The sequence below is a fragment of the Streptomyces sp. BJ20 genome (genome assembly GCF_022869105.1).
Lineage (GTDB): Bacteria > Actinomycetota > Actinomycetes > Streptomycetales > Streptomycetaceae > Streptomyces > Streptomyces griseoincarnatus.
In genome coordinates this window covers 4,838,016-4,856,690 of the sequence record NZ_CP094918.1, presented here as the reverse complement: position 1 = coordinate 4,856,690, position 18,675 = coordinate 4,838,016, and the positions used below count along the sequence as shown (strand labels likewise).

At 70.9% G+C, this 18,675-nt stretch carries 12 protein-coding genes and 1 rRNA gene; 8 read left to right on the top strand and 5 right to left on the bottom strand.

The window, feature by feature from the left end; translation table 11 throughout:
- Positions 1–8: 8 nt before the first annotated feature.
- The 3 genes from MTR79_RS21890 to MTR79_RS21880 are packed head-to-tail and all read left to right on the top strand — an operon-like array spanning position 9 to position 4,659.
- Positions 9–404, top strand: a complete 396-nt coding sequence (locus MTR79_RS21890; protein ID WP_048458099.1) for a DUF742 domain-containing protein — start codon at positions 9–11, stop codon at positions 402–404.
- Positions 405–428: 24 nt separating this feature from the next.
- On the top strand, positions 429–4,073 hold the full coding sequence (locus MTR79_RS21885) for a hydantoinase B/oxoprolinase family protein (protein ID WP_244791826.1): 3,645 nt from the start codon (positions 429–431) through the stop codon (positions 4,071–4,073).
- Complete coding sequence (locus MTR79_RS21880; protein WP_048458097.1) at positions 4,054–4,659, top strand: ATP/GTP-binding protein; 606 nt, start codon at positions 4,054–4,056, stop codon at positions 4,657–4,659. The genes MTR79_RS21885 and MTR79_RS21880 overlap by 20 nt, the downstream gene beginning before the upstream one ends.
- Before the next feature lie 84 nt (positions 4,660–4,743).
- Here MTR79_RS21880 and glpK read toward each other — a convergent pair whose 3' ends face one another.
- Both glpK and MTR79_RS21870 read right to left on the bottom strand, forming a co-directional pair.
- Entirely contained in the window at positions 4,744–6,255 is a 1,512-nt protein-coding gene (gene glpK, locus MTR79_RS21875; RefSeq protein ID WP_244791825.1) for a glycerol kinase GlpK, read from the bottom strand.
- A gap of 27 nt (positions 6,256–6,282) precedes the next feature.
- Positions 6,283–7,008 (bottom strand): MIP/aquaporin family protein, encoded by a 726-nt coding sequence (locus MTR79_RS21870; RefSeq protein ID WP_244791824.1) that lies wholly within the window; start codon positions 7,006–7,008, stop codon positions 6,283–6,285.
- 328 nt (positions 7,009–7,336) lie between these two features.
- Here MTR79_RS21870 and MTR79_RS21865 point away from each other — a divergent pair, with 328 nt between their 5' ends.
- Together MTR79_RS21865 and MTR79_RS21860 are read left to right on the top strand one after the other, a co-directional pair.
- Positions 7,337–8,146 (top strand): M15 family metallopeptidase, encoded by an 810-nt coding sequence (locus MTR79_RS21865; protein WP_189365417.1) that lies wholly within the window; start codon positions 7,337–7,339, stop codon positions 8,144–8,146.
- A gap of 49 nt (positions 8,147–8,195) precedes the next feature.
- On the top strand, positions 8,196–8,726 hold the full coding sequence (locus MTR79_RS21860) for an NUDIX domain-containing protein (protein ID WP_189365416.1): 531 nt from the start codon (positions 8,196–8,198) through the stop codon (positions 8,724–8,726).
- Here MTR79_RS21860 and MTR79_RS21855 read toward each other — a convergent pair.
- Positions 8,717–10,897 carry a glycoside hydrolase family 31 protein gene (locus MTR79_RS21855; RefSeq protein WP_244791823.1) on the bottom strand — a complete coding sequence of 727 codons (2,181 nt, stop codon included), beginning with the start codon at positions 10,895–10,897 and terminating at the stop codon, positions 8,717–8,719. The two genes, MTR79_RS21860 and MTR79_RS21855, sit on opposite strands and share 10 nt — an antisense overlap.
- A gap of 213 nt (positions 10,898–11,110) precedes the next feature.
- On the opposite strand from MTR79_RS21855, the gene MTR79_RS21850 reads away from it, so the two are divergent.
- Positions 11,111–13,078 (top strand): acetoacetate--CoA ligase, encoded by a 1,968-nt coding sequence (locus MTR79_RS21850; RefSeq protein WP_244791822.1) that lies wholly within the window; start codon positions 11,111–11,113, stop codon positions 13,076–13,078.
- Positions 13,079–13,166: 88 nt separating this feature from the next.
- Complete coding sequence (locus MTR79_RS21845) at positions 13,167–14,057, top strand: hypothetical protein (protein WP_244791821.1); 891 nt, start codon at positions 13,167–13,169, stop codon at positions 14,055–14,057.
- An 88-nt stretch (positions 14,058–14,145) separates the two neighbouring features.
- On the opposite strand, the gene ptsP is transcribed toward MTR79_RS21845, so the two are convergent.
- Together ptsP and MTR79_RS21835 are read right to left on the bottom strand one after the other, a co-directional pair.
- Positions 14,146–15,816, bottom strand: a complete 1,671-nt coding sequence (ptsP, locus tag MTR79_RS21840) for a phosphoenolpyruvate--protein phosphotransferase (protein ID WP_048458090.1) — start codon at positions 15,814–15,816, stop codon at positions 14,146–14,148.
- A gap of 98 nt (positions 15,817–15,914) precedes the next feature.
- On the bottom strand, positions 15,915–16,364 hold the full coding sequence (locus tag MTR79_RS21835; protein ID WP_086702250.1) for a PTS glucose transporter subunit IIA: 450 nt from the start codon (positions 16,362–16,364) through the stop codon (positions 15,915–15,917).
- A 586-nt stretch (positions 16,365–16,950) separates the two neighbouring features.
- Here MTR79_RS21835 and MTR79_RS21830 point away from each other — a divergent pair.
- Positions 16,951–18,478: ribosomal RNA gene (locus tag MTR79_RS21830) — 16S ribosomal RNA — on the top strand.
- Positions 18,479–18,675: the final 197 nt, after the last annotated feature.

Sequence of the window (18,675 nt, the reverse complement as noted above, 5' to 3'; positions counted from 1 at the left end):
GGACCGGCATGAGCGATCACGGTCAGGGTAGTAGCCGCTGGTTCGACGACGAGGCCGGACCGGTCGTCCGTCCGTACGCCATGACGCGGGGCCGCACCACCAGTGCGGCCCAGCACCGCCTCGACCTGATCGCCGTGGTCGTCGCGGAGCCGCACGCGGACGACGCCGAGGACGACCCCTCCCTCTCCCCGGAGCACGTCGACATCGTCGGGCTGTGCCGGGACACGCCCCAGTCGGTCGCCGAACTCGCCGCCGGCCTCGACCTGCCGGTGGGCGTGGTCCGTGTCCTCGTGGGTGATCTCGTGGACGCGGAATTCGTCCATGTGAACCGTCCGGTACCCCCGGCGGAGCTGCCGGACGAGAGTATTCTGCGCGACGTGATCAACGGCCTCCGGGCGCTGTGACCGGCGCGGAAGCGGGGTAGTGACGTGACAGGCTGGCAGTTCTGGGTCGACCGAGGCGGCACCTTCACCGACATCGTCGCGCGCCGCCCCGACGGCCGGCTGCTCACCCGTAAGGTCCTCTCCGACAACCCCGACCCGGACCGCTCCGGCCCGCCCGGCGCCGACGCGGCCGTGATCGGCGTCCGCGCGCTGCTGGACGGCTCCGGCGACCCCGTCGACGTCGTCCGCATGGGCACCACCGTCGCCACCAACGCCCTCCTCGAACGCAAGGGCGAGCGCACCCTGCTGGTCGTCACCCGGGGCTTCCGCGACGCCCTGCGGATCGCCTACCAGAACCGCCCCCACATCTTCGCGCGCCGCATCGACCTGCCCTTACCGCTCCACGAGCGGGTGGCCGAGGTGGACGAACGCGTCGCCGCCGACGGCACCGTGCTGCGCGCACCCGACCTCGACGCCCTCGAAGGCCCGCTCAGGCAGGCGTACGACGACGGGATCCGGGCCGTCGCCGTGGTCTGCCTGCACGGCGACCGCCACCCCGCCCACGAGCGGGCCGTCGGGGAACTCGCCGCCCGTATCGGCTTCCCGCAGATCTCCCTCTCCAGCGAGACCAGCCCGCTGATGAAGCTGGTGCCGCGCGGGGACACCGCCGTCGTCGACGCCTACCTCTCACCCGTGCTGCGCCGCTACGTGCGCCAGGTCGCCGGCGCGCTCGAAGGCGTACGGCTGATGTTCATGCAGTCCAACGGCGGGCTCACCGAGGCCCGGCAGTTCCGCGGCAAGGACGCCGTCCTGTCCGGACCGGCCGGCGGGATCGTCGGCATGGCCCGCATGTCGCGGCTCGCCGGCTTCGACCGGGTCATCGGCTTCGACATGGGTGGCACCTCCACCGACGTGTCCCACTTCGCCGGCGAGTACGAACGCGTCTTCACCACGCGGATCTCCGGGGTGCGGCTGCGCGCCCCGATGCTCGACATCCACACCGTCGCCGCCGGCGGGGGCTCCGTCCTGCACTTCGACGGCTCCCGCTACCGCGTCGGACCCGACTCGGCGGGCGCCGACCCCGGCCCCGCCTGTTACCGGCGCGGCGGCCCGCTCACCGTCACCGACGCCAACGTCATGCTGGGGCGCATCCAACCAGCCCACTTCCCGGCCGTGTTCGGCCCCGGCGGCGACCAGCCGCTCGACGCGGACGTGGTCCGCGGGCGCTTCACCGCACTCGCCCGCGAGATCCACGAGAGCACCGGCGACGACCGCAGCCCCGAACAGGTCGCCGAGGGCTATCTCCAGATCGCCGTCGCGAACATCGCGGCCGCGGTCAAGCGGATCTCCGTGCAGAAGGGTCACGACATCACCCGGTACGCCCTCACCACCTTCGGCGGGGCGGGCGGACAGCACGCCTGCATGGTCGCCGACTCCCTCGGCATCCGCACCGTCCTCGTACCGCCCATGGCGGGCGTGCTGTCCGCCCTCGGCATCGGCCTCGCCGACACCACCGCCATGCGCGAACGCTCCGTCGAGGCCCCGCTGGAACCCGCCGCCATGCCCCGCGTCCACGCGGTCGCCGACGAGCTGGAGGAGGCCGCCCGCGCCGAACTCCTCGCCGAGGACGTCCCCGAGGAGCGCGTCGAGGTCACCCGCCGCGCCCAGCTGCGCTACGACGGCACCGACACCACCCTCACCGTCGGGCTCACCGACCCGGACACCATGCGGCGCGCCTTCGAGGACCGGCACCGCGCCACCTACTCCTTCACCCTCGACCGCCCGGTCGTCGTCGAGGCCCTCTCCGTCGAGGCCACCGGCACCACCGAACCCCCCGATCTCTCCGCCCTCGCCACCTGGTCGGGACGGCCCGCCGCACCCGTCACCGTCCGCCTCCACACCGGCGGCGCCTGGCGCGACGTGCCCCTCCGCCGCCGCGAGGACCTCCCTCCCGGCGAGACCGTCACCGGCCCCGCGATCATCGCCGAGGACGGCTCCACGACCGTCGTCGACGACGGCTGGCGGGCCGCGACCACCCGCGACGGACACCTGGTCATGGAACGCGTCGCGGTCACGCGGGCCTCCGGCGTCGACACGGACGTCGACCCGGTCCTGCTGGAGATCTTCAACAACCTCTTCATGTCCATCGCGGAACAGATGGGCGCCCGCCTGGAGTCCACCGCCCAGTCCGTCAACATCAAGGAACGCCTGGACTTCTCCTGCGCCCTCTTCGACCCCGAGGGGAACCTGGTGGCCAACGCGCCCCACATCCCCGTCCACCTGGGCTCGATGGGCACCAGCGTCAAGGAGGTCATCCGGCGGCGCGGCACCTCCATGCGCCCCGGCGACACCTACGCCGTCAACGACCCGTACCACGGCGGCACCCACCTGCCCGACGTCACCGTCATCACCCCCGTCTTCGGCACCGCCGAGGACGGCACGGAACCCGAGGTCCTCTTCCACGTGGCCTCCCGCGGACACCACGCCGAGATCGGCGGCATCGCACCCGGCTCCATGCCCGCGAACAGCCGCACCATCGACGAGGAGGGCGTCCTCCTCGACAACTGGCTGCTCACCGAGAACGGCCGGTTCCGCGAGGAGGAGACCCTCCGCCTGCTCACCGAGGCGCCCCACCCCTCCCGCAACCCGTCGACCAACCTCGCCGACCTGCGCGCCCAGATCGCCGCCAACCACAAGGGCGTCGAAGAGGTCGGCCGCGTGATCGACACCTACGGCCTCGACGTCGTCCAGGCCTACATGCGGCACGTCCAGGACAACGCGGAGGAGGCGGTGCGCCGCGTCGTCGACGCCCTCGACGACGGCGCGTACGCCTACGAGACCGACTCCGGCGCGGTCATCCGCGTCAAGGTGGGCGTGGACCGCGCCGCACGCTCGGCGACCATCGACTTCACCGGCACCTCGCCGCAGCTCGCCACCAACTTCAACGCGCCCTTCTCCGTCGTCAACGCGGCCGTCCTGTACGTCTTCCGCACCCTGGTCGACGACGACATCCCGCTCAACGACGGCTGTCTGCGCCCGCTGCACATCGTCGTCCCGCCCGGCTCCCTGCTGGCGCCCGAACCCCCGGCCGCCGTCGTCGCGGGCAACGTGGAGACCTCACAGGCCGTCACCGGCGCCCTCTACGCGGCGCTCGGCGTCCAGGCCGAGGGGTCCGGCACCATGAACAACGTGACCTTCGGCAACGCCCGCCACCAGTACTACGAGACCGTGGCGTCCGGCTCCGGCGCCGGCGACGGTCACCCCGGCGCGTCCGTCGTCCAGACCCACATGACCAACTCCCGGCTCACCGACCCGGAGATCCTGGAGTGGCGGCTGCCGGTCCGGCTCGACGAGTTCGCCGTGCGCCGGGGCAGCGGCGGCGCCGGACGGTGGCGCGGCGGCGACGGAGCCGTGCGCCGCATCCGCTTCCTGGAGCCCATGACCGTCTCCACGCTGTCCCAGCACCGCAGGGTGCCGCCCTACGGCATGGCGGGCGGGCTCCCCGGAGCGACGGGCGCCAATCGGATCGAGCGGGCCGACGGCACCGTCACCCGGCTCGCCGGCAGCGACTCGGCGGACGTCGGCCCCGGCGACGTCCTCGTCATCGAAACCCCCGGCGGCGGGGGATACGGCCCGCCGCCCGACCACCATCGAGCAGGAGAAGAGACCGATGATCTTCGGGCGTTCTGAGCGCGGCAAGCCCCCGGTCGAGCCCGTCACGCTCAAGATCCTGGTGGCCGGCGGCTTCGGCGTGGGCAAGACCACGCTCGTCGGCGCGGTCAGCGAGATCAGGCCGCTGCGCACCGAGGAACTCCTCACGGAGGCCGGACGGCCCGTCGACGACACCAGCGGCGTCGAGGCGAAGAGCACCACCACCGTCGCCATGGACTTCGGGCGCATCACCCTGCGCGAGGACCTGGTGCTGTACCTGTTCGGCACGCCCGGCCAGGAGCGGTTCTGGTTCATGTGGGACGAGCTGTCCGAAGGCGCGCTCGGCGCGGTGGTCCTCGCCGACACCCGGCGCCTGGAGGACTGCTTCGCCGCCGTCGACTACTTCGAGCGGCGCGCCATACCGTTCGTGGTCGGCGTCAACTGCTTCGAGGGCTCGGCCCGTTACCCGGAGGACGCGGTACGCGGCGCCCTCGACCTCGACGACGACGTCCCGCTCGTGCTGTGCGACGCGCGTGACCGCGAGTCGGTCAAGGAGGTCCTGGTCGGCGTCGTCCAGCACGCCATGACGCAGGCGGCGCGGCGGCGCAGCGCGGTCACCACCTGACCGGGCCGGGAAGGCGCGGCCCGTGCTCCCGCCGACAGGAGCACGAGCCGCCGCACGACGGACGGGTCACCCCGCGCGCGTGGTTCAGTCCTCGCCCTCCTCGGCCCAGCCGAGGCTCTTCTCCACCGCCTTGCGCCAGTTGCGGTACTCACGGTCCCGCACGGACGAGGACATGGCGGGCGTCCACTCGGCGTCCTTCCGCCAGTGCGACTTCAGCTCGTCCAGGCCGTTCCACACGCCCGTGGCCAGTCCGGCCGCGTAGGCGGCGCCCAGGCAGGTCGTCTCCGACACCCGGGGCCTGATCACCGGCACGTCGAGCACGTCCGCCTGGTGCTGCATCAGCAGGCCGTTCTTCGTCATGCCGCCGTCCACCTTCAGGGTGGTGATGCGTACCCCCGAGTCCTGGTACATGGCGTCGACGACCTCGCGCGTCTGCCAGCTCGTCGCCTCCAGCACCGCCCGCGCCAGATGCCCCTTGGTGACGTAACGGGTCAGGCCCGTGACCACACCGCGGGCGTCGGAGCGCCAGTACGGGGCGAAGAGGCCGGAGAACGCGGGCACGATGTAGGCGCCGCCGTTGTCCCCCACGCTCGCGGCGAGCGGCTCGATCTCGTCCGCGGTGCGGATGATGCCGAGCTGGTCGCGGAACCACTGCACCAGCGCGCCCGTGATGGCGATCGACCCCTCCAGGCAGTAGACGGGCGCCTCGTCGCCGATCTTGTAGCCCATGGTGGTGAGCAGCCCGTGCTTCGACGGAACCGGCCGGTCACCGGTGTTGAGCAGCAGGAAACTCCCGGTGCCGTAAGTGTTCTTGGCGCTGCCGACGTCGTAGCAGGCCTGTCCGAAGACCGCGGCCTGCTGGTCGCCCAGCGCGGAGGCGACGGGCACCCCGGAGAGCTGGCCGACGGCGGTGCCGTAGACCTCGGCGGAGGACCTGATCTCCGGGAGTACCGCCTCCGGGACGTTCATCGCGGCGAGGACGGTCGGGTCCCACTGGAGGGTCTCCAGGTTCATCAGCATGGTCCGCCCGGCGTTGGTCACGTCGGTGACGTGCCGTCCCCCGTCGGCGCCGCCCGTGAGGTTCCAGATCAGCCAGGAGTCGATGGTGCCGAAGGCGATCTCGCCGTTCTCCGCGCGGGCCCGCAGCCCGGGCACGTTGTCGAGCAGCCAGGCCGCCTTCGGGCCGGAGAAATAGCTGGCCAGCGGGAGACCCGTACGGTCGCGGAACCGGTCCTGCCCGTCGGAGCCGCCGAGCTGCGCGCACAGCCCGGCGGTCCTGGTGTCCTGCCACACGATGGCGTTGTGCACGGGCTTGCCCGTGGACCGGTCCCACAGGACCGTCGTCTCACGCTGGTTGGTGATGCCCAGCGCACTGAGCTGGTCGGCGCGCAGGCCCGCCCTGGCGAGCGCGCCGGCCACCACCGCCTGCACCTTGGACCAGATCTCGGTGGCGTCGTGCTCCACCCAGCCCGGCTTCGGGAAGATCTGGCGGTGCTCGCGCCGGTCGACGGCGACGATGGCGCCGTTCTGGTCGAAGACGATGCAACGGCTGGAGGTGGTGCCCTGGTCGATCGCGGCGACGAACTTGTCCGTCATGACGTCCCCTTCGTCGGTGCTGCGGAGTCAGAACGCTGCGTTGAACACGAGCCCGGACAGCGCCCCGCCGATGAGCGGCCCCACGACGGGGACCCAGGCGTACCCCCAGTCCGAGGTGCCCTTGCGGGGGATCGGCAGCAGCGCGTGCACGATGCGCGGGCCGAGGTCACGGGCCGGGTTGATGGCGTATCCGGTGGGGCCGCCCAGCGACAGGCCGATGCCGACGACCAGGAACGACACGATGAGGATCGCGGTGCCCGACTCGCCGAGCCCTTCGGTGAGCCCGAACGCCAGGATCGGCAGGACCAGGCCCATGGTCGCGATGATCTCGGTGACGAAGTTGGCGACCGGGCGGCGGATCGCCGGGGTGGTGGAGAAGATGCCGAGCGTCGGCTGGGAGATGTCCTCCTCGGCGTTGGCCTCGAACTGCGCGTAGTACACCAGCCAGCACAGCAGGGCGCCCAGCACCGCGCCGACCATCTGACCGGCCACATAGATGTGGACGGTGTCCCACTCGCCGGTGTCGACGGCGATCCCGAGGGTGACCGCCGGGTTGAGGTGGCCTCCGGACAGCGGGGCCGCGGTGTACGCCCCGGCCATCACGCCGAAGCCCCAGCCGAACGCGATGACCACCCAGCCGGCGTCCTTCGCCTTCGAGTAGTTGAGGACGACGGCGGCGACCACGCCGGCGCCGAAGAGGATGAGGATGGCGGTGCCGATGACCTCGCCGACGAATATGTCTCCGTTGCTCATGGCGGCTCCTGGGCCGGGGCCCAGGACGGTCGGCCCCGGACCTCACGTGCAGGGTGCGTTTCCCGTGGCGACTTCAGCCGAAGGCAGGGAGGATCCGCGCCCCGCCCGGCGTCCGTGACGAGCGTGCCGTCGCAGCCGCATCGCCCGTGGGGAGTCCTGGCGTCGGTGGGACGCCTGCCGCGGCGCGCCGAAATGCGCCGAGTTGTACGGCGATGTCGACTGACACCGGAAGTGTTCACCGGCGGTCAGGAAGCGTCAAGGTCGGCGACAGAACGGGTCGGGGCGCCTGCTTCCGCGCGGCGGTCCCCGTCTGATAGATGCAGGGGGCATGACACGTTCTCCCCGCGCGGTACGCGCCCTGGTCACCACTCTCGCCGCCCTGCTCACCGCCACCGCGGCGGCCGCGCCCGCCCGGGCGACCCCTGAACCCAAGGCGCCCCGCGACTTCGTGGCCCTTCACAGCGTCGACCCGACGATCCTTCACGAGATCCGCTACGTCACCCCGCACAACTTCGTCGGCGAGCGCATCGACGGCTACCGGCAGCCGCTGTGCATCCTCACCCGCCCCGCCGCCGAGGCCCTCCGCACCGCCCAGCGCCGGCTGCTGCCGCAGGGCTACTCCCTCAAGGTGTACGACTGCTACCGCCCGCAGCGCGCCGTGGACCACTTCGTGCGCTGGGCCGAGGACCTCGACGACCAGACCATGAAGGCCGAGTTCTACCCGAACGTCGACAAGACCCGCCTGTTCGCCGACGGATACATCGCGGAGAAGTCCGGCCACAGCCGCGGCTCCACGGTCGACCTCACCCTCGTGAAGCTGCCCGCCCAGCCCACACGCCCCTACCACCCGGGCGAACCCCTCACCCCCTGTTTCGCGCCCCGGGACGAGCGGTTCCCCGACAACTCCCTGGACATGGGCACCGGTTACGACTGCTTCGACACCCTCAGCCACACCCTCGACCCGCGCATCACGGGCGAGCAGCGCGCCAACCGGACGCTGCTCAAGAACACCCTGGAGGACCTCGGCTTCGTGAACCTCGCCGAGGAGTGGTGGCACTACACCTTCAAGCCCGAGGCGTACCCGGACACCTACTTCGACTTCCCCGTGTCCCAAAGGTCCGTCGCCGGCCACCGCTAGACAGCCCTGCCGACTCACGCCCCTTCCGCCATCGGATACAGTCCCGCGCGTGTCCGATACTCACGTTCCCAACTCCGCGGCGGGCAGCCACTGTTCGTCCTGCGGCGCGCCCTACGGAGAGGGCGTCTCCGGCTGGCCGCGCACCTGCCCCGCCTGCGGCGCCGTCGCCTACCGCAACCCGCTCCCCGTCGCCGTGGCCCTCCAGCCCGTGTACGACACCCACGGCACCGCCCTGGTCGTCGTCACCCGGGCGATCCCGCCCGCCAAGGGCGGCACCGCCCTGCCCGGCGGCTACATCGACCACGGCGAGGACTGGCGCCAGGCCGTCGTCCGCGAACTCAAGGAGGAGACAGGCTTCGACGCGGAGAGCCGCGACGTCCGGCTCGTCGACGCCATGAGCGCCCCTGATGGCCACCTGCTGCTCTTCGGTCTGCTCCCCGAACGCCCGGCGGCCGACCTGCCCGCCTCCGCGCCCACCGACGAGACCGAGGGAACGCACCTGCTGCGCCGTCCCGAGGAACTCGCCTTCCCCCTGCACACCGTGGCGGTACGCGCCTTCTTCGAGGGCCGCTACATCTGAGCGCCCGTCCCGTCGAGCCCGCGGACGCGTACCGGCCGGGACGGCTCCTGAGCACCGTCCTCCGTCTCCCGCCGTACGACGACTCGCGGGCCCGAGCGGGTCACCGAGTACCGCTCGGCCTCCGGCCCGTCCCCGTCGTCGCCGCTCTCCGGCACCACCAGCCCGCCCCCGCTGCGGCCCGGGGCGGGCGCCCACACCTCCAGCTCGGTCCCGCCGTCCTCCGCGCGCACCGGCAGCACCGCACCCGCCCGCGCGAACACGGGTATCCGCTCCAGCGGGGCATCGACCAGCACCTTCGCCGGCCCCTCGTACGCCCGCCCCGTCACCGTGTCGTACCACCGCCCGCGCGGCAGCCGCACCTCCCGCCGGACCGCGCCCGGCTCCAGCACCGGCGCCACCAGCAGCGCGTCACCCAGCAGGAAGGCGTCCTCGCAGTCCCGCAACTCCCGTTCCTCCGGCGCCGGCCACCACACCGGCCGCACCATCGGCGCCCCGGTCCGCCGCGCGAGGTGCGCCAGCGTCACGAAGTACGGCAGCAGCCGCCGCCGCTCGCCCAGCGCCACGCGCGCATGCCCCAGCACCGCCGCGCCGTGCTCCCACGGCCCGCCGTCGGCCGGACCCACGGCGCCCGTGCGCAGCAACGGCAGATACGCGGCCAACTGAAGTCTGCGAACGTACAGTTCACAGCCGCCGTCCCGGCCGCCGCCCACGACGTCCGGCCCCGAGAACGGCACACCGCACAACCCGAGCCCCACCACCCGCGCGAGGGACGCCCGCAGCCCGGGCCAGCTCACGGCACCCTCGCCCGACCACACCCCGCCGTACCGCTGCGACCCCGGCCACCCGGACGGTGACAGCACCAACGGCCGCTCGTCGGCGGGCCCCTCGTCCCGCAGACCCTCGTGCGCAGCCCGGCCCAGGCACAAAGCGTCCACGCGCCCGAACGGGACGGAGCCGTCGACCGTGTGCCACACCCCCGCGAAGCCCCGCGCCGCCTGCCCCGCGTACCGCACGCGCGCGTCGGGGAGATCCGGGAACACCCCCTCGCCACGCCGGTCCTCCGCACGCACCGCCGCGGGCACCACCGACACCAGCCGTACCCCCTCCCGCCGCAGCTCGTCCGCCAGCACCGGCAGCTTCGGGAAGCGGTCCTGGTCGACCGTGAACGCCCGGCCGCCGTCCAGGTGACCGTCCCCCAGATGCACCGCGTCCAGCGGCAGCCCCCGCTCGAGGTGACCGGCGACCACCCGCCGCACCTCGTCCTCCCCGCCGGCGCCCTCCCGCACATGGTGATGGCCGAAGGCCCACGCGGGCGGCAGCGCCGGCGCCCCGGCCAGCGACGCCCACGTCAGAAGCACCCGCGCCGGCGTGCCCGCCATCACCCAGCCGCGCACCGGACCGCCCTCCATGCGCAGCTCGCTCGTGCCCACCCGGTCGTGCCCGGAACCGGCGCCCTCCGCGCCCTCCCGCAGCGTCAGCGTGCCGTCCCACGGGTTGTCGACGAACAGCAGATGCGTGCCTGCGTCGGCGACCACCAACTGCACGGGCATCGTCACCGGCGCCGCGCTCCCCGTCCCCGTGACGCCGTTCCGCAGCCGGTGGGCGCCGTCCCGCGGCCGCGGCCACTCCACCGGGCCGCCCGGGCCGAAGAAACGGGCGTCCGCCGGCACCTCCGACCGCTGCATCCACCGCGCCGGGCCGCCGTCCTCCGCCTCCCACCACCGTGGCGGCAGGTCCCGCCGCAACGTCACACCCCCGGGCGTGAGCACCTCCAGCGCACCGTGCCGCGACACCGCGACCGTCACCCGCTCGGCCACCACACGCCAGCCGCCGTCCGTGTCCGGCTCCAGCTCCGCCCGCGGATCCGGCTCGGGACACGCGCCGGCCAACGCGTACGACGGCTCCGGACCGGCTCCGTCCCACCCCCAGAACACGGCGCCGTTCACCGCGACGAGCACGCGCAGCTCCGAGCGGGCGAACCGGATCACACCCCCACCGGGACCGGGCTCCACCTTCCGCACCGCGCCCGGCACCCGCGCCCGCACCCGCGGCCCCGGCCCGGTGGCGTCCGCACCCCGCCTGCGCCACGCTGCTCGTACGGTACGGGGCCCCCGTGCCGCTCCCGCCACACCGACCGACCACCACGAACGCACCAGGTCACGACCGTTCATGTTGCTCACCCTGCCATCGACCGCGCCCCGCAAGTGTGGCGTTCAGCTTCCGTTAACCCGTGATCGGACCACATCTTCACGACAGGGACTATGTGGGGGGCACCCTGGTGCAGAAGTCGATCACGTGGCATCGTCCCTGTCAGCCGCGTCACGCGCACACCCCAGCCCGTGCGCGGAGGACGCACACGACGCGCACAGTCCGGGAGCCGCCCCATGTCGACCGTGAACCCTCAGCCGCTCTGGCAGCCGACAGCGGAACGTATCGCCGAGGCCCGCATCACCCGGTTCCAGGCCTGGGCCGCCGAACACCACGGCGCCCCCGCGGACGGCGGTTACGCGGCACTCCACCGGTGGTCCGTCGAGGAGCTGGAGACCTTCTGGAAAGCGGTCACCGAGTGGTTCGACGTCCGCTTCACCACGCCGTACGAGCGCGTCCTCGGCGATCCCTCCATGCCCGGCGCCCAGTGGTTCCCCGGAGCGACCCTCAACTACGCCGAGCACGCCCTGCGCGCCGCCGGCTCCCGCGCGGACCAGCCGGCCCTGCTCCACGTGGACGAGACCCACGACCCCCGGCCCGTCACCTGGGCCGACCTGCGCCGCCAGGTCGGCTCCCTCGCCGCCGAACTGCGCGCCCTCGGCGTACGCCCCGGCGACCGCGTCAGCGGCTACCTGCCCAACATCCCCGAGGCCGTCGTCGCCCTCCTCGCCACCGCGGCCGTCGGCGGCGTGTGGACCTCCTGCGCCCCCGATTTCGGCGCCCGCAGCGTCCTCGACCGCTTCCAGCAGGTCGAACCGGTCGTCCTGTTCACCGTCGACGGCTACCGCTACGGCGGCAAGGAACACGACCGCCGCGGGATCGTCGCCGAACTCCGACGCGAACTGCCCACCCTGCGCGCCGTCGTGCACATCCCGCTGCTCGGCACCGAAGCCCCCGACGGCGCTCTGGAGTGGTCCGCCCTCACCGCCGCGGACACCGCACCGGTCTTCGAGCAGGTGCCCTTCGACCACCCCCTGTGGGTGCTCTACTCCTCCGGCACCACCGGACTGCCCAAGGCCATCGTCCAGTCCCAGGGCGGCATCCTCGTCGAGCACCTCAAGCAGCTCGGCCTGCACTGCGACCTCGGCCCCGAGGACCGCTTCTTCTGGTACACCTCCACCGGCTGGATGATGTGGAACTTCCTCGTCTCCGGCCTCCTCACCGGCACCACCGTCGTCCTCTACGACGGCAGCCCCGGACACCCCGACACCGGCGCCCAGTGGCGCATCGCCGAACGCACCGGAGCCACCCTCTACGGCACCTCCGCCGCGTACGTCATGGCCTGCCGCAAGGCCGGCGTCCACCCCTCGCGCGACCACGACCTGTCCGCCGTGAAGTGCGTGGCCACCACCGGCTCCCCGCTGCCGCCCGACGGCTTCCGCTGGCTGCACGACGAGGTCCGCCACGACCTGTGGATCGCCTCCGTCAGCGGCGGCACCGACGTCTGTTCCTGCTTCGCCGGAGCCGTCCCCACCCTCCCCGTCCACGTCGGTGAGCTCCAGGCCCCCTGCCTCGGCACCGACCTGCAGTCCTGGGACCCCAGCGGCAAGCCCCTCACCGACGAGGTCGGCGAACTCGTGGTCACCAACCCCATGCCGTCCATGCCGATCCACTTCTGGAACGACCCCGACGGCAGCCGCTACCACGACAGCTACTTCGACACCTACCCCGGCGTCTGGCGCCACGGCGACTGGATCACCCTCACCTCGCGCGGCTCCGTCGTCATCCACGGCCGCTCCGACTCCACCCTCAACCGCCAGGGCGTCCGCATGGGCTCCGCCGACATCTACGAGGCCGTCGAACGACTCCCCGAGATCAAGGAGTCCCTGGTCGTCGGCATCGAACAGCCCGACGGCGGCTACTGGATGCCGCTCTTCGTCCACCTGGCGCCCGGCGCCACCCTCGACGACGACCTGACCGACCGCATCAGGAAGACCATCCGTACCCAGCTCTCACCCCGGCACGTCCCTGACGAGATCATCGAGGTGCCCGGCATCCCGCACACCCTCACCGGCAAGCGCATCGAGGTCCCGGTCAAGCGACTCCTCCAGGGCACCCCCCTCGAGAAGGCAGTCAACCCCGGTTCCATCGACAACCTCGACCTCCTCGCCCACTACCAGGAGCTGGCCCGCACCCGCCCCTGACCGGTCACCCCGTCTCCTCCTCCGCACCCGTTGTCAGTGCCGCCGATTACGGTGAGTGAGCATTGATCGACCGTGCAGAGGGGGAGACATGGCGTACACCGACCACCGCACCCTGCGACGCGTCCTGCGCCGCGAGATCGTGGGCACCATCGGAGTGCTCACCGACGAACACGACTTCCGCGCCATGCGGCGCTACGACAGCTTCGTCTTCGACGACCATCCCACCTACCTGAAACACGTCGAAGCCGTGCTGCGCACCCGCGCCCTCGAGGGCAGTCACACCACGGTGGCCCTCTTCGACCCCGAGGAGTACGCCGACTGGTGCACCCAGCACGGCCACGACCCCGACAGCCACCTCAGCCGCACCCGCTTCACCGCCGAGCGCGCCGTCACCGGACCCGCCGTCCCCTACGACGGCCGGCCCCTGTCCGACCTCATGACCACCCTCGTCGACGAGGCCGTGCGCCGCGCCACCTGGGAGTACGCCACGATGCTCCTCGCCCGGCTCGGCCCTTGCGCCTCCTGCGGCGAGGACCTCGGACACGCGGCCTTCACCCGCGCCTCCCGCCTCGTCTCCCGCATCCTCGACAGCGCGCCACCGGGCGACCGCCATCTCGTCTGCAGCGTCTCCGGGCCACCCGAATCCCTGGTCGCCGTGCTGCACGCCGACGACACCGACGACGGCGTCCGCATCGACGACACCGAAGCCCTGGAGTTCACCACCGTCCTGGCCGTCGGCCTCGCCACCGCCGGCCCCGGCGGCCTCGTGATGCGCACCAGCACCCCGGGCGCCCCCGACCGCATCCACGGCTGGCGCATCCGGGGCCACGGACTCGTCCCCCTCACCGCCGGAGAGGTCTTCGACGCCTACTGCACCGACACCGAGACCGGCGAGATCATCCCACCCGAGTCCGACGTCGACTACTGCGCGTCACCCGACCTCACGGACGCCGACCCCGGCCCCGACCACCGCCACTGACCCCGGACGGCGAGGGCGGACAGCACGAGGGGCGCCCCACCGAAGTGGAGCGCCCCTCGGCACACGGCCTCGCGGGGCCCGGCGAGGACTACTCGCCCGACAGCACCGCCTGCGCCGCGCTCCGCGCCTCGTCCGCGCTGTCCGCGGCCCGGGCGGCGGCGGCCGCCCGCTCGCACTGCGCCAGCGTGAACTTCGCCAGCTGCGCCCGCACATAAGGAATGGACGCCGCACCCATCGAGAGAGAGGTGACACCCAGTCCCGTCAGTACACACGCCAGCAGCGGGTCCGACGCGGCCTCACCGCACACACCGCAGCTCTTGCCCTCGGCCCGCGCCGCCTCGGCGGACAGCGCCACCAGGTCGAGCAGCGCCGGCTGCCACGGATCCTGCAGCCGGGACACCGCACCCACCTGACGGTCCGCGGCGAACGTGTACTGCGCGAGGTCGTTCGTGCCCAGCGACAGGAACTCCACCTCCCGCAGCACCGAGCGCGCCCGCAGCGCCGCCGACGGAATCTCCACCATCGCGCCGTACTTCGCCTGCAGCCCCGCCTCGCGGCACGCGTCCGCGAACGCCTTCGCGTCGGCCCGGTCCGCCACCATCGGGGCCATCACCTCGAGGTGGACCGGCAGCCCCTCCGCGGCCTTGGCCAGCGCTGTCAGCTGGGTGCGCAGCACCTCCGGGTGGTCGAGCAGGGTCCGCAGACCCCGCACGCCCAGCGCCGGGTTCGGCTCGTCGCCCGGGGTGAGGAACTCCAGCGGCTTGTCCGCACCCGCGTCCAGCACCCGCACCACGACACGCCCCTCGGGGAACGCCTCCAGCACCTGCCGGTACGCCTCGACCTGCTTCTCCTCGGACGGAGCGTTCTTGCTGTCGTCCAGGAACAGGAACTCGGTACGGAACAGACCGACGCCTTCGGCGCCCGCCTCGACCGCCGCCGGGACATCGGCGGGTCCGCCGACGTTCGCCAGCAGCGGCACCTTGTGCCCGTCGGCCGTCGCACCCGGACCGGTCGCCGCCGCCAAAGCGGCCTTCCGCTCGGCCGCCGCGGCCTCGAGAGCGGCCCGGCGCTCCTCGGTCGGGTTCACGAAGATCTCGCCCGAGCTGCCGTCGACCGCTATCAGCGTGCCCTCGGCGATCTCACCGGCTCCCGGCAGGGCCACGACCGCCGGCACGCCCAGGGCACGCGCAAGGATCGCGCTGTGACTGGTCGGCCCGCCTTCCTCGGTCACGAAACCGAGCACCAGGGTCGGGTCCAGCAGCGCGGTGTCCGCCGGCGCGAGGTCCCGCGCCACCAGCACGTACGGCTCGTCACTGTCCGGCACACCCGGCATCGGCACGCCGAGAAGCCGCGCCACGATGCGGTTGCGCACGTCGTCCAGGTCGGCCACCCGGCCCGCCAGGTACTCGCCGGCGTTCGCCAGCAGCTCGCGGTACGCGGCGAACGCGTCGTAGACCGCGCGCTCGGCGGAGCTGCCCACGGCGACGCGCCGGTCCACGTCGGCCATCAGCTCCGGGTCCTGCGCCATCAGGGCCTGCGCCTCGAGCACCGCCTGGGCCTCGCCGCCGGCGAGATTCCCGCGCGCGGTCAGATCGGCCGCGACCGCGTCCACGGCCTGACGGGCGCGCTGCTGCTCGCGCTCCGCCTCCTCCGCCGGGATCTGCTTGGCCGGCGGCTCCAGCACCGCCGTGCCCATGTGCCGTACCTCGCCGATGGCCACCCCGTGGCTCACGCCGACGCCTCGCAGCGTTGTCTCCATCTCACCCGTCTCCGGTAAAGCGGCGGGTCGCGCCGCAGCGTCCGATGTTCTGTGCCGTCGCCCGATGCCGTCGCGGCCTTCGCGGGGACGGCGTCACGTCACTTCCAGAGGAAGAGCGCGTCGCCTGCCTTCACGTCGCCCTCTTCACGGAGCTCGGAGAGGGCGTCCGCCGTGGCCTCCAGCGCCACGACCGGGCACACGGGGGACTTGCCGGCGGCCTCGACGGCGGCCGGGTTCCAGCGCACGATGCTCTGCCCCCGCGTGACGGTGTCCCCCTTGTTGACGAGCACCTCGAAGCCCTCGCCGTTGAGCTGGACGGTGTCGATGCCGAGGTGGGTGAGCACGCCGTGCCCGCTCTCGTCCACGACGACGAACGCGTGCGGGTGCAGAGAGACGATCACGCCGTCGACGGGGGAGACGGCCTCGGAAGGCTCCCGCACGGGGTCGATCGCGGTGCCCGGGCCGACCATGGCTCCGGAGAAGACCGGATCGGGCACGGACGCCAGTCCGATGGCGCGTCCTGCGAGCGGGGACGTCACGGTGGTCATGGGAGTCCTCCCAAGAGATGGAGATCTGTACGAGCGCCGTCACTGGCTGTCTCCGGCGTGCTGTTCAGCAGGGTATGTCATGAGACATACCGAATCCGGGGGACAAGTCCAGGTCCGTGGTCCAGACAAGAGGTCTAGACCACCCACTCTAATCGATTTGCACGCGGTCTGCGACCCCGTGTACAGTCTTAGACCTGCCTGGGGCTGAGGGATGCAGCCACGCATCCAGGACCCGGCAGCAATCCAACTCGTCAGATCCTAACTTCGGATCACTTTCCGCATGCCTGCGGGACGGTGGTCAGAAGGCCGGAAAATCCCTGATAGAGTCGGAAACATCGAAGGGAAGCGCCCGGAGGAAAGCCCGAGAGGGTGAGTACAAAGGAAGCGTCCGTTCCTTGAGAACTCAACAGCGTGCCAAAAGTCAACGCCAGATATGTTGATACCCCGTCCATCCAGTTTTCGGATGGTCGAGGTTCCTTTGAAAAAACACAGCGAGGACGCTGTGAACGTCGGGACTATTCCTCCCGATGTTCCGCTCTCGTGATGTGTGCACCCGCGCTTTTAATTAAGCACTGTCGGGTAAACATTCACGGAGAGTTTGATCCTGGCTCAGGACGAACGCTGGCGGCGTGCTTAACACATGCAAGTCGAACGATGAACCTCCTTCGGGAGGGGATTAGTGGCGAACGGGTGAGTAACACGTGGGCAATCTGCCCTGCACTCTGGGACAAGCCCTGGAAACGGGGTCTAATACCGGATACTGACCCGCTTGGGCATCCAAGCGGTTCGAAAGCTCCGGCGGTGCAGGATGAGCCCGCGGCCTATCAGCTTGTTGGTGAGGTAATGGCTCACCAAGGCGACGACGGGTAGCCGGCCTGAGAGGGCGACCGGCCACACTGGGACTGAGACACGGCCCAGACTCCTACGGGAGGCAGCAGTGGGGAATATTGCACAATGGGCGAAAGCCTGATGCAGCGACGCCGCGTGAGGGATGACGGCCTTCGGGTTGTAAACCTCTTTCAGCAGGGAAGAAGCGAAAGTGACGGTACCTGCAGAAGAAGCGCCGGCTAACTACGTGCCAGCAGCCGCGGTAATACGTAGGGCGCGAGCGTTGTCCGGAATTATTGGGCGTAAAGAGCTCGTAGGCGGCTTGTCACGTCGGTTGTGAAAGCCCGGGGCTTAACCCCGGGTCTGCAGTCGATACGGGCAGGCTAGAGTTCGGTAGGGGAGATCGGAATTCCTGGTGTAGCGGTGAAATGCGCAGATATCAGGAGGAACACCGGTGGCGAAGGCGGATCTCTGGGCCGATACTGACGCTGAGGAGCGAAAGCGTGGGGAGCGAACAGGATTAGATACCCTGGTAGTCCACGCCGTAAACGGTGGGCACTAGGTGTGGGCGACATTCCACGTCGTCCGTGCCGCAGCTAACGCATTAAGTGCCCCGCCTGGGGAGTACGGCCGCAAGGCTAAAACTCAAAGGAATTGACGGGGGCCCGCACAAGCGGCGGAGCATGTGGCTTAATTCGACGCAACGCGAAGAACCTTACCAAGGCTTGACATACACCGGAAAGCATCAGAGATGGTGCCCCCCTTGTGGTCGGTGTACAGGTGGTGCATGGCTGTCGTCAGCTCGTGTCGTGAGATGTTGGGTTAAGTCCCGCAACGAGCGCAACCCTTGTCCCGTGTTGCCAGCAGGCCCTTGTGGTGCTGGGGACTCACGGGAGACCGCCGGGGTCAACTCGGAGGAAGGTGGGGACGACGTCAAGTCATCATGCCCCTTATGTCTTGGGCTGCACACGTGCTACAATGGCCGGTACAATGAGCTGCGATACCGCGAGGTGGAGCGAATCTCAAAAAGCCGGTCTCAGTTCGGATTGGGGTCTGCAACTCGACCCCATGAAGTCGGAGTCGCTAGTAATCGCAGATCAGCATTGCTGCGGTGAATACGTTCCCGGGCCTTGTACACACCGCCCGTCACGTCACGAAAGTCGGTAACACCCGAAGCCGGTGGCCCAACCCCTTGTGGGAGGGAGCTGTCGAAGGTGGGACTGGCGATTGGGACGAAGTCGTAACAAGGTAGCCGTACCGGAAGGTGCGGCTGGATCACCTCCTTTCTAAGGAGCACTTCTCACCAACTCCGGTTGGTCAGAGGCCAGTTCATCAGCGAACGTCTGATGCTGGTTGCTCATGGGTGGAACGTTGACTACTCGGCGCACTTGATCGTCTTCTCCTTCCAGTACTGCTCTTCGGAGCGTGGAACGTTGAGGGAAGCGGGGAGTGTGTCGGGCACGCTGTTGGGTGTCTGAGGGTA

Bases quoted from the DNA above. Each gene is read 5' to 3' on its own strand.
- MTR79_RS21890 (WP_048458099.1), top strand. From the start codon at position 9: ATGAGCGATCACGGTCAGGGTAGTAGCCGCTGGTTCGACGACGAGGCC.
- MTR79_RS21880 (WP_048458097.1), top strand. From the start codon at position 4,054: ATGATCTTCGGGCGTTCTGAGCGCGGCAAGCCCCCGGTCGAGCCCGTC.
- glpK (WP_244791825.1), bottom strand. From the start codon at position 6,255: ATGACGGACAAGTTCGTCGCCGCGATCGACCAGGGCACCACCTCCAGC.
- MTR79_RS21870 (WP_244791824.1), bottom strand. From the start codon at position 7,008: ATGAGCAACGGAGACATATTCGTCGGCGAGGTCATCGGCACCGCCATC.
- MTR79_RS21865 (WP_189365417.1), top strand. From the start codon at position 7,337: ATGACACGTTCTCCCCGCGCGGTACGCGCCCTGGTCACCACTCTCGCC.
- MTR79_RS21855 (WP_244791823.1), bottom strand. From the start codon at position 10,897: ATGAACGGTCGTGACCTGGTGCGTTCGTGGTGGTCGGTCGGTGTGGCG.
- MTR79_RS21850 (WP_244791822.1), top strand. From the start codon at position 11,111: ATGTCGACCGTGAACCCTCAGCCGCTCTGGCAGCCGACAGCGGAACGT.
- MTR79_RS21845 (WP_244791821.1), top strand. From the start codon at position 13,167: ATGGCGTACACCGACCACCGCACCCTGCGACGCGTCCTGCGCCGCGAG.
- ptsP (WP_048458090.1), bottom strand. From the start codon at position 15,816: ATGGAGACAACGCTGCGAGGCGTCGGCGTGAGCCACGGGGTGGCCATC.
- MTR79_RS21835 (WP_086702250.1), bottom strand. From the start codon at position 16,364: ATGACCACCGTGACGTCCCCGCTCGCAGGACGCGCCATCGGACTGGCG.